The sequence below is a fragment of the Brucella sp. HL-2 genome (assembly GCF_025846885.2).
In the GTDB taxonomy this organism is placed as follows: Bacteria; Pseudomonadota; Alphaproteobacteria; order Rhizobiales; family Rhizobiaceae; genus Brucella; species Brucella quorumnocens.
Genome location: NZ_JAOYTK010000020.1, coordinates 56,023 through 67,065, shown reverse-complemented (window position 1 = coordinate 67,065; position 11,043 = coordinate 56,023). Strand labels below are relative to the sequence as shown.

The following is an 11,043-nucleotide window of genomic DNA, read 5'->3' as shown; positions in this document are numbered from 1 at the left end:
TCGCAAATCAGTGCTTAATGCTCGTCCCATCGAAAGCCTCCTTATCTGGAAACCTTGAATCAGACAGATTGCCGATTGTCACCTCAAAACTGATTCAGCCTTCAAAGGACACGCTCTAGTCTTCACGGAAGGCCCTGTTGAGGCTGTCGGTAATCGGCGAAACCAGGTAGTCAATTGCCCGACGCTCTTTGTGAACGATAATGATTTCAGCAGGCATCCCAGGATAAAGCCTCGCCGTCGGATTGGCAGTCATCGCTTCAGGTGTAATCTCGGCACGCGCCACGAAATAAGCGGTATCTGTCTTTTCATCGAGCGATTGATCGGCAGCAATATAGGTCAGTCTGCCATCAAGTGGAGGCATTGAACGCTGGTTATAAGCGGTCAGACGGATCTGCGCGCTCGCGCCTACCGAGATACTGTCGATATCCCGTGGACTTATCTTCATCTCAACGACCATCGGTTCGTTTTCAGGCACGATATCCATGATGGGTTCGCCCGGTGCCACAACGCCGCCTGGGGTACGAAGCCGGATATTGGCGACAAAGCCTTGCTGTGGAGAGCGAACTTCGACACGGCGCATGACGTCCTTGGCTGCAACGATCCTCTCTTGCACGTCCGAAAGCTCAACCTGACTTGAGGTGATTTCGCCTGCTATTTCTGACTGCAGGTCGCTCTCGATGCCAGTCAGTGCAAATTCCGCACCGGCTTTTGCCTGTCCGGCTTTTGCCTTGTCGCCAGCATATTCGCCGCGATCGCCTGCAAGCTGGCTCAAGCGCGTGTCGATTTCGGTGAGCTTCGACTTCTGAGCGAAACCTTTTTCGACAAGGCTCGCGATTGCCCGACGCTGTTCGCTGATAAGCTCGATCTGGCGATCGGTGGCTGTAATCTGCGAGGTCGAGGCTTTCTCCTGTTCGGTATATTGTTCAATGGTTTTCTGCTGAATGTCGATTCTGCTCAGCTTCTGAGCAAGGCGCTTTTGAAAGAAGATATTCTCGGCACGAATAGCATTTTCCGCATTTTCCCCGCCCTCGGAAAACTTGTCCGGAAAGGTGATTTCCCTGGCACCTGACTGTTCAGCACGAAGACGTGCAAGCTTGGCAATTAATCCGATGCGACGGCTTTCCAGCGATTGTAGTTCTGAGCGTGCTTTGGTTGCATCAAGCCTGAGAAGTGGCTGGTTAACGGTGACGATATCGCCTTCCTGCACCAGCAGTCGATCAAGAATTCCGCCCTCGAGATGACTGATGGTCTTTCGCTTGGAATCAACAATGACGGTGCCAAGCGCTACTGCAGCACTGCCCAGATTTGCTGAATATGCCCAGGCGAAGAAGCCACCAAAAGCAACGCCTATCGTGGCAAGACCTGCAATGATGAGACCCCGCAGAGGCGATTTGGAGTCTTCCTGTTCAATGTCATGCGCCCATTCAGGCTTTACGGAGCCAAAGCGGGTGAGCGACTTGTGATCGGATGATTCTGCACGTGGCGCGAGCAGACTGGAAATACGACGCGGAATAACGGACTTGCCTATCATGCGCTTGCCGCTCCCATTTGAGGGCCATTGCTGGCCGGTGTGAGTGAGGAAACCACATCCGTTCTCGGACCGAACTGCGTGATACGCCCATTGTCGAGCACCAGAAGCTTGTCTGCCACCTGCATGATAGACGGGCGATGTGCAATCATGATGACGATAGCGCCATCGTCGCGCGCATGTTCAATGGCGCGCATCAACGCGCGTTCACCGACCGCATCGAGATTGGAATTCGGCTCATCGAGAACGATCAGTCGGGGGCGATTGTAAAGGCAGCGTGCCAGTCCGATGCGCTGACGTTGTCCGCCGGAGAGTGTCAACCGGCCATCGCCAACCGGGGTGTCATAACCGAGCGGCATGCGCCCGATCATTTCATGCACATCGGCAAGGCGCGCTGCTTCAAGAACCCGTTGCGGATCGCTGTCGCCCATGCGTGCGATATTGTCTTTGATCGTTCCGTCCAGCAGAGAAACCGATTGCGGAAGATAGCCCGCAATCTCACCAAACGAGCCGCGTTCCCAGAGATAGACGTTGTTGCCATCCAGAAAGACGCCGCCTGACGTTGGTTTGACGATGCCAATCAACAGTCGTGCTAAGGTGGATTTGCCTGCGGCAGAAGGCCCAACGATCCCCAGAACCTCGCCGGGTGAAATGGCGAAGGAAATCCCCTTGATGATCGGGACATCGACGCCGGGGGCCGCATAAATCAGCTTGTCGATAACCAGATCACCATTGGGGCGAGGAGTCGGCATGGTCTGGCGAACAGCGAGATTTTCAGAAAGCAGCGATTGAACCCGTTTCCAGCTCGCGATCGCACTCACCCACTGGCGCCAGTTTTCGACGATGCGGTCGAAAGGCATCAGCAAACGCCCGATGATAATGCTGGTCGCGATCATCGCGCCCGGTGTAATTTCCTGCTGCATGGCGAGCAGTGTGCCAGCGCCCAGCGAGCCGATCTGCACGATGAAACGTGCGGTGCGTGCGATGGACGACATGGCGCGTGCGCGTGTTCCACCGAGATCAAGCACTTCCAGCGCCTGCACCTGCATCGTGCGCCAGCGTCTCGCCAGTGCGGGGAGCATACCCATGGCTTCGATTGCTTCTGCATGACGAAGGCTGCTGCCAATTTTGGCAATGGATTCGACATTCGCCTGATTGGCTTCCTGAATGAGATTGCGGGTCAGAAGATCGGTCAGTACGCCGCAAGCGACCAGAATGATCACTGCAACAAGGCCGATCAGACCGAGCAGTGGATGCAGCATGAAAAGCACGCCAAGGAAGATTGGCGACCAGGCAGCGTCGAGCGGCGCGTTAATCGCAGGCGAGGTCAGAAAGCTGCGCAGTTCCGTCAGATCGCGCAGTGTCTGGGTGGCTTTTGGCAGTCCCTGATTGACCGAAGCCTGAACGGCTGCCGTGAGAACTGCGAGGTTTAGCCGGCGAATAAGTGCGCTGCCCATAGCCTGGAACGACAGGGCCCGGATGTACTCCAGCACACCAAACACCAGCATGGCGCCGACCGCCAGAATCGTCAGCATGGTCAGTGTGTCCATGCTTCGGCTGTTCAGCACCCTATCATGAACCTGCAACATATAGAGGGGCACAGTGAGTTGTAGCAAATTGATACAGGCACTCAAAAGCACTGCATAAAGAAGACCTGACAGGAAAACGCGCCGGGCCTTGAAAATAAGGCTTTTGGACGTAGTTACAGAATCGTCTGGCCTTTTTTTATCCGCCGGGCTCTTGCCAATTGGATTGTTTTCGCGAGTATCATTCATACGCGATCTGCCTTGTAATGGTCACAGGTGGCGGATATCCCTAAAAAGTGTGGTCTAGTTCTCAAGATCAGTAAAGTAATACTGCAGAGAATGTGACAGAAAAAAGTTTTTGCGGCGGGGAAATGCGAAAGGAGCCAAATAAATATAACTGCAAATTTCTTCAAAATTTGAAGTAAAATTGAAAAATGGAGAGCAAGAGATGCAAAAACTTCTGCACGAGGGAGTGGAAGTCGAAACATCAGTTGATGGATTTACTTCCGTTGACTTTCCTGAAGTTACCGCCGAAAAACAGGAACGCAGACATCCGGTCCATACTGTCGTAATTACGCATTTCGAACTGGCGCGGATGATAGAGCGAGTGAACCGCCGCTTTGTAAGCCTTCTGAAAACGGAGCTTACCAAGTTGGGCGTGGAAGATATCGGGCCTGCTCAGACATTGGTTCTGATGGCTATTGGTGATGTCGAGCTCACTGTGGGTGAACTACTGGATCGTGGGCATTATGTTGGATCCAACATTTCCTATTATCTTAAACAACTTACGGACGGCGGATATGTCGATCGCGTTGCCTCTCAGAGGGACAAACGATCGGCCCGAATTCGCCTGACAGACAAGGGTGAACGGCTGTGCACAAGCTTGCGAAATGCGAGCAGAACTTACAGCCATGTACTGGCCCGTGATGACGACGATCTTCGAAATCTTGAGATCGCTTACCAGACCTTGCACAGGCTTGAGCTCGTGTGGGGCAATGCTGCTCGTTATGGCATCTGATGCATAACGGCAGGTTTTTGGCCGATAACCGGACACTTTTTGTGACATGCGTATAGCTTTTGTGCACAGACGCGGTTTTGGTCAGTTTGCTGCGTTAGCCGAGCATCTGGCTACCAGCGGGCATGATGTCAGCCTGATTTGCGAGACAGTGGACCGTCGCCTCCCAGCGGTCCGTGTCATCCGCCACCGAGTAGAATCTGCTCCTCGCACCAAGGGTGTGATGGCCAGATATCTGGAGGTGCCCGATCATCACACCAGGATCGGGCATCGGGTGGCTGAAACATTTGAGTCCATGGCACGCCATGGTCAGGCACCTGACATCGTAATCGGTCACATAGGTTGGGGCAGTATGATGTTCGTCAAAGACGTACTGCCCACAACGCCCGCGCTAGGCTATTGCGAGTTTTTCTATCGCGCTCACGGTGCCGATGTAGGTTTTGCACCAGACGACAAGCCGGATGCCGAAATGCGCAAGCGTCTTCGTCTTCGCAATATGGCTCAGCTGGTGACGCTTGATGGCATGGACGGTGGCTTCAGCCCGACACACTGGCAGAAGAGCCTTTATCCAAAAGCCGTTCAAAACCGAATTGCCGTTGTGCATGAAGGCGTCGATACAAAGCTATTTTATCCTGACAAGCATGCCTCAATCCTGTTGCCAGACGGGCGGACGTTGAAGGCAGGGTCTTCACGCGTCATCACCTTTGTCGCTCGCGATCTCGAACCCTACAGAGGATTCCCGCAAGCGCTTGAAGCTGCGGCAAAGGTTATCCGGCAAAATGATGATGCAATCTTTGTTTTCGTTGGTGGTGATGGCGTAAGCTATGGAACACCACCGCCCGGAGGCGGCTCATGGCGGGAACATCTGCTGAGCAAGATGGATTTGCCACCTGATCGCTCCGATCGCATTGTGTTTCCCGGCACAGTTTCCCATGCGCAATTGCGCAAGCTCTACCAGATATCCACCGCACATATTTATCTCACATATCCGTTTGTTCTGTCATGGTCGTTGGTGGAAGCCATGGCCTGTGGAGCACTCATTATCGGCTCGGACACGCCGCCAGTGCGCGAAGTCATCAGGTCGGGCCAGAACGGTCTGCTTGTTCCTTTCTACGATACTGATGTGCTGGCACAAACCATTCTCAATGTCCTCAGAGATCCTGATGCTTGTCTTCAGATGCGCGCAGCGGCGCGCCGAACGGTCGAAAAACGCTTTCGGTTGTCGGAATGTTTACAGCAGCAAAAAACCTTGATCGATGCAGTATTGAACGGCAGATAATTAGTATGTGGCGACAATCGGGCATTCAAGACATAATAATATAATATAAAAGCCCGTATTTCTGCGTGTTTATCGCATATATCCAATATACAGTCAGATTGTTTCAAATTTTGAATTAAAACAGCTCAAAATATTCGTAATATTATCATATAGGCTTCGTTATATTACTGTTGACAATACATGGTCTGTATTTTCTGATTGCGCATAGAGGCCGAACCTCCCAAGTTGGCTCTTACACAATGGATGACTATGTTGAGCACACCACTTCCTGCGATCTCGGCGCGGAAAGCCCGCCGTTATGCCATTGCTTCGATGCGTGATCGTGAAGCGCTGGAATCGACTGCTCTTGGCGCATTGACTAGTTTTGTCGAAAACGATGGCAAACCTCTGCGGATGGCGAACACGTTTCCCCTTGTTGCTGTCGCGGCCTCCGATGAAGGCGCGAAAGAACTGAATTCCGTCCTGCAGCAGCTCTATCGGATGCGCACCATTCCCGAGGTACCTGTGGTGCGGATTGATGAGGGATCGCCTGAAAGCATTCCTCTGCTGGTTTCGCAACTGCTTGAAAGTAGCCTTGATCGCCTGGTCAGTCATGTCAGCAAAGTTCATACCGAACTTGCCATGTTGCGGCGTGAGCGCGAAACCATGTTCGAGAATTACCGGGCCATCGAAGATGCATTCCACGCACGCAACTGGGACTCTTCGACAGAGCTTTTCTCTCATGCGCCTTTGGTTGATCCGAAGGATGAAGGCTTTGCCAAGTTGCTGCGCGAATCGGAAATTGAGCAGCTGTTCCCGGTTTCGAGCTATGCGGTTTCTGGCTTTGCACTGCATTTCCGCGATCTGCCCGCCAATCGCAACGGTCAGCTGATCGTAACACTCGACTATCTCGAAAATGGCGAAGGCATCGCTGAATGGCTCGTACCTTACGCCACACTGCATTCGGAATGGAATTTCTTCTCGCTGCCTAAGGCTTGCGACGGTAGTCACCGTACCTTGCGCCTGCGCATTTCGGCGACAGGCGGTGTGCCACCAGAACTCTCGTTGGGCAATGTTATTGCCAATGAACGCTATGCGGCACGTGCCCGCATCCCGCATGGCGATCTTGATATGCGTCCGCTGGCACTTCGTATTTTTACGGGGCTTCCGGGCGTTCGGCCTGCATCATTGCCCAACGCCATCGTGCCGACTTCGCTCATTAATGGTCGCAAGGTCGATGATTATCGCATGCCCATTGAGCTGTTGCGCAATGTGGCCAATGTGTCCGTTACCCCGCTCACACCAGATTTTCCGACTGTGCGGTTTCTGGAGCACGAAGATGCCATCGGTTGCCATCCGCTCGAGGAAGGTATTACCGCAGCAGCGATCCGCAGGGTTGTCGCTCCCGGAACAGTACGCATTTCCGCACGTGCGGTCATTGATCATCCGGAAGGCCAGCCCTGTGTGGCCGGGCTATTGCTGGTCAACCTTGCTTCCGACGTGAAAGAAGAAATCGACGCGATTTCCAACCTTGATCGCCGTCGCCAGCAGGTTTTGTTCAGCGGTTGGTCGGAAGTGGCACCCAATCGTCCGATTGATATCAACTTCATGCTTGAAGAGCCGATTGATCGAACGATGGATTTGATCGTGCTGAGTAAGGCTGCAGGAGATTCTGTCGATTTCTCCTGGCTGAAAATCTTCAATTTCCGCCTCGTGAAACATGTTGAAGCGCGCGCCGTGCAGACAATAGTCAAAGAGGTTGCGAATGTACGATAGATCCAAGGATTTGATCGTCGTCGCAATGCCGCTCTACGGCCACGCGGCGCTGGCACTTGAGGCGCTGGAAACTCTGCTGGCATCGGAAACGGTATTCCGTACGCAGATCGTAGTTTCGGTGGATGGTGACCCACGCCGCGAGGTTTTTGATAGCCTCGCGCTTTATGCAGCAGCGCATCCGAATATCCATGTCATTTTCGGCGAGAATGCGGGCCCCGGTGGCGCACGCAATCGCGCTGTCGAATACATTTTGGAAGAAATGCCGGACGTCAAAGCGGTCTATTTCGTGGATGCCGACAATCGGGTTCATCCGCACACGATCGACACGCTCTACCGCAAACTTTTATCGAGCGGCGCTGGTTGGGTTTACACAAACATCGACACGTTCTCCGTCAACTGGCGCGCCCATTATGGTGACAGTTACTCACGGCTGATCCACTGCATTACCGACAATATCTGCGATACCGGATCGATGATCTCGGCCGAGGTTTTCAGAAGCGGTGTACGTTTTGATGATGATAGGCAAAACGGATTTGAGGATTGGGAATTCTGGCTTTCAGCGATTGAAGCGGGTTTTGTCGGCGCGCCATGCCACGATACCGGATTTGAATATCGACTGCGCGCTGAGAGCCGTTTCAAGGAAGCCAATCGCGACCGTTCAGGCTCAATCAACTTCCTGCGCAAACGGCACAAAGCTTTGTTTCGCCGCCCGACACTTGTGGGTTTTGAGCACGAGGAATGCCCGCGTTATGGCGTGATCCGCGCAGGCGAGGGGACTGTCAGTCTTTTCACTGATTTGAGCTTCGGAACGAAAGATCTCAAGTTTGACGATGCAATTCGCGCCTTCTGGGGCAGTGTGTCCGAGCCGGACAATTTTCACTTCCCGCCGTTTCTGGCCTCGTCGAACACGGAGACGCTGAAGCTTCTGGCGCGCTCAAGGCTGCTGCCAAATATTTTATCACGATTGGAGACGTTGGCCGAGCAGGCCAATATCGTTTTTGTGGAACTCACCAATGTCGAGGACGAGCGGCGGATTGATACTGAGATCATGCCGTCGGGTGCGCGGCAGGCACCTGCCGATCTGATCTTTGTTTCAACGCGGCTCATGCGTGAGATTATCGAAAACGATGCTTTGAGCTGGTTTGCCTCGCTTGGTACGCAGCAATTGTGGCCGACGTCCGCGCGCATGAAAGTACGGTTCCCGTTTCCAAGGGTGCGTCAGCGCCGCGCTTTGTCACGGCCTGAGCAGTCGATGCTCAATCTGGTGACGTCGATTGCCACAAGTCCGCTCAAACAAAGTGCGGCGATGCGCTGGACATGGCGCCCACGTCGTCTGCCAGCCCTTTCTGAAATGTATCAGGTGCTGCGCGATGAGCTTGGCGGCGGGCCGGTGCTGCCGCTTGCCCATAACAGTGCAAAGAAAAAGACAGCGGCCGTTCTGGTTCCCAATGCCTCTTTCGGGGGTGCTGAGAAAGTCGCTTATGCTGCTGGACGCGAGTTGAAAAACCAGGGTTTTGAGACCCATCTTTTCGTTCTCGGCAATGAACGCATGGATGTGCTGGACGAATTTGATCAGGCATTCGACTATCTTCATTTCTGGAAAGATGGCATTCCGGCATGGGGCGATACCAATCGCTTCCTAGGGCAGGATTTTATCACCGACGATCATCCGCTTGATTGGGGTATTCTGCGCGGTCAGCTTTCAGGCTTTGATCTTGTGGTGAACAACCACGTCATGGCAGCGCACCCGCTTATGGGTAAGTTGCGTTCTGAAGGCACGCGCACTGCGTGTTATCTCCATGTGGTTGACGAGACGGTTTTCCGCCGTCAGGCAGGGCAGCCCTATGCGGCAATTGCCTTTGAACATGCCTATGACGCTTTTCTCACCTGTTCGGACCAGCTCAAAATCTATCTGCACAGCTTTGGTGTGCCGTTCGAGAAAGTGTTCTCGGTCCCCAATGGTGCGAGTTTCTCCATCGATGCGAAGCTGCGCGCGCAAGTCACATCGGCGCGTAAGGAAGAGCGCAAAGGCCAACCAATACGCATGCTCTATATGGGGCGCCTTGATCGCCAGAAAGGCATCGATCGCCTGCATGATGCGATTATAAAGCTGAAAGAACAGGGCATCCCGTTCGAGGCTCAGGCGATCGGAGGTGAAATTCTCTCTGACGATCCAAGTGCTTCATGGATGACACGTCTCAAAGATGCAGGCGTGAAGGTTTCACCTCCGGTTTTCGACGGCAGAGACATCGCAAATCATCTCGCATGGGCTGACGTTCTTTTGATGCCGTCGCGCTGGGAAGGCGCGCCTTTGATGATCGCCGAAGCGCAGCAACTTGGCTGTGTGCCGGTAGCCACTGCGGTTGGTGCGGTTGATGAGCTTATCAATCATGGTCGCGACGGTATTCTCATACGCAATGGCAATGATGCGCAGATCGTTGCTGATATGACCCGCATCCTCACAATCCTTGCGCAGGATCGTGAGGCACTGAAGCGGACTGCGGAGGGTGCACTCGCTTCGGCAGCACACCGCACATGGTCATCCGCATTTTCCGAGTTCACGGACTGGGCCAATGAAATCAGCCCGGTCTATCCGCAATCCCGGCCCTCCCAGCCGGAAACACCCAATGATGCACGCTCTGTCACCATCCTCCCAGGTCGCGCAGTCGCTTAAGTGCATTTTATTGAAATTTAGAAAGGCCGCCTCATGAGCAAGAGCCCACGTATTCTTGTCACTGGTATTCCAAGCTATCTGACGCGTTTTATCCAGCGCGCCGACAAGGCACAGATTTACTATTCCGAAAAGCAGCCGATTTCAGAGCCAAAGGAAAAGTTTATTCAGGAGCTGAAAAACATCAGCAATACCGGAAATTATCTGATCGGTGAGGGTGCAATGACAGCCCTTCTGCCATCGGCCAAGCATGTCCCCTTCTGGCATCTGTATAATTGCGTCAACAACGGCACTGGCATGGAGGAGATCAACAAGGAGTACGATATCTGCGTCTTCACCTGCGCCAATCTCTTGCGTAAGGGCCTGTCAGCAGATGCGGAAGCGCTTGTTTTGTCCAAGCTCGACATGCCGGTTGTGATGCTCGGCATCGGCATCCAGAACCGACCCGACATCGAAGCAGATGACGGCTTGCCAGAAGGCACAAAAAAGCTGCTGGAAGTGCTGAAAACCCGCGAACATTATTTCCTCACACGTGGGGAAGATGCAGCCGGATATTTACGTGATCAGGGCTTCTCCTATGTCCGGCCTGTGGGTTGCCCTTCGCTCTATTTCCGTCCCGACAATATGCGCAAGGCTATTCATCGTCTGCCGGACGTCAAGGTTGGCGAGGGCCGCACTGTTTTCACCGGCTATATGGGGGCGGAGCTTGAAACCATTGGCGATATGAATGCGCTGAGTTCCGACGACGGACGTTCAGCCTATGTCATTCAGGACGAGCTTCTGCACTTCGACATGCAGATCGAAGAGGATGCAAACGGCCGCGCTTATGATTCCACAACCGGCGAGCTTGTTGGGCCGCTCACTTACAAGGGATCGGGTGATCTCAAGAAGAAGCTCAGCATTCATGCTTTCCTTGATACCAATCAATGGCGTGCGTGGTGTTCAACGATGGACTTCTCGTTTGGCCGTCGTTTCCATGGGAACATCATCTCCATGCAGGCAGGTGTGCCAAGCCTGATGGTCGCCGTCGATGATCGTATGCGCGAGATGCTGAATTTCTCAGGCCTTCCGAAAATTGATGCGCGTGATCTCAACGCTGCCAATGATCGCCGCGCCTTCGTCAGCGATCATATCGCGGCAATCAACATTCCTGACGTGATCGAGAAATATTCCGCACGCGAACGCAATTTCCGAAGCGTGCTTTCAGAGATTGGCGTTGGATAACTCCCATATCCGACAGTCATTTTATAACTCCAGCGAAGATGGATC

Annotated in this window: 7 protein-coding genes; 5 read left to right on the top strand and 2 right to left on the bottom strand. The window is 53.5% G+C overall.

Annotated elements, in window-relative coordinates:
* Window positions 1-115 precede the first annotated feature (115 nt).
* The gene (locus OIV19_RS17945) at window positions 116-1,531 is read right to left on the bottom strand and encodes an HlyD family type I secretion periplasmic adaptor subunit (protein WP_151093172.1); all 1,416 of its coding nucleotides are present in this window, start codon (window positions 1,529-1,531) and stop codon (window positions 116-118) included.
* Window positions 1,528-3,303 carry a type I secretion system permease/ATPase gene (locus OIV19_RS17940; protein ID WP_264232563.1) on the bottom strand — a complete coding sequence of 592 codons (1,776 nt, stop codon included), beginning with the start codon at window positions 3,301-3,303 and terminating at the stop codon, window positions 1,528-1,530. Before OIV19_RS17940 ends, OIV19_RS17945 begins: the two co-directional genes overlap by 4 nt.
* A 199-nt stretch (window positions 3,304-3,502) precedes the next feature.
* Here OIV19_RS17940 and OIV19_RS17935 point away from each other — a divergent pair, with 199 nt between their 5' ends.
* The 5 genes from OIV19_RS17935 (at window position 3,503) to OIV19_RS17915 (ending at window position 10,998) form a co-directional block, all read left to right on the top strand.
* Entirely contained in the window at window positions 3,503-4,072 is a 570-nt protein-coding gene (locus OIV19_RS17935; protein ID WP_100557449.1) for a MarR family transcriptional regulator, read from the top strand.
* A gap of 46 nt (window positions 4,073-4,118) precedes the next feature.
* The gene (locus OIV19_RS17930; RefSeq protein WP_264232559.1) at window positions 4,119-5,348 is read left to right on the top strand and encodes a glycosyltransferase family 4 protein; all 1,230 of its coding nucleotides are present in this window, start codon (window positions 4,119-4,121) and stop codon (window positions 5,346-5,348) included.
* Window positions 5,349-5,597: 249 nt separating this feature from the next.
* Entirely contained in the window at window positions 5,598-7,103 is a 1,506-nt protein-coding gene (locus OIV19_RS17925; RefSeq protein ID WP_264232557.1) for a DUF6212 domain-containing protein, read from the top strand.
* Window positions 7,093-9,777: a glycosyltransferase gene (locus OIV19_RS17920; RefSeq protein WP_264232555.1), complete on the top strand. Its 2,685-nt coding sequence runs from the start codon at window positions 7,093-7,095 to the stop codon at window positions 9,775-9,777. The genes OIV19_RS17925 and OIV19_RS17920 overlap by 11 nt, the downstream gene beginning before the upstream one ends.
* Window positions 9,778-9,810: 33 nt before the next feature.
* Window positions 9,811-10,998 (top strand): polysaccharide pyruvyl transferase family protein, encoded by a 1,188-nt coding sequence (locus OIV19_RS17915; RefSeq protein ID WP_191792905.1) that lies wholly within the window; start codon window positions 9,811-9,813, stop codon window positions 10,996-10,998.
* The last annotated feature ends 45 nt before the right edge of the window (window positions 10,999-11,043 follow it).

Bases quoted from the DNA above. Each gene is read 5' to 3' on its own strand.
- OIV19_RS17945 (WP_151093172.1), bottom strand. From the start codon at position 1,531: ATGATAGGCAAGTCCGTTATTCCGCGTCGTATTTCCAGTCTGCTCGCG.
- OIV19_RS17940 (WP_264232563.1), bottom strand. From the start codon at position 3,303: ATGAATGATACTCGCGAAAACAATCCAATTGGCAAGAGCCCGGCGGAT.
- OIV19_RS17935 (WP_100557449.1), top strand. From the start codon at position 3,503: ATGCAAAAACTTCTGCACGAGGGAGTGGAAGTCGAAACATCAGTTGAT.
- OIV19_RS17930 (WP_264232559.1), top strand. From the start codon at position 4,119: ATGCGTATAGCTTTTGTGCACAGACGCGGTTTTGGTCAGTTTGCTGCG.
- OIV19_RS17925 (WP_264232557.1), top strand. From the start codon at position 5,598: ATGTTGAGCACACCACTTCCTGCGATCTCGGCGCGGAAAGCCCGCCGT.
- OIV19_RS17920 (WP_264232555.1), top strand. From the start codon at position 7,093: ATGTACGATAGATCCAAGGATTTGATCGTCGTCGCAATGCCGCTCTAC.
- OIV19_RS17915 (WP_191792905.1), top strand. From the start codon at position 9,811: ATGAGCAAGAGCCCACGTATTCTTGTCACTGGTATTCCAAGCTATCTG.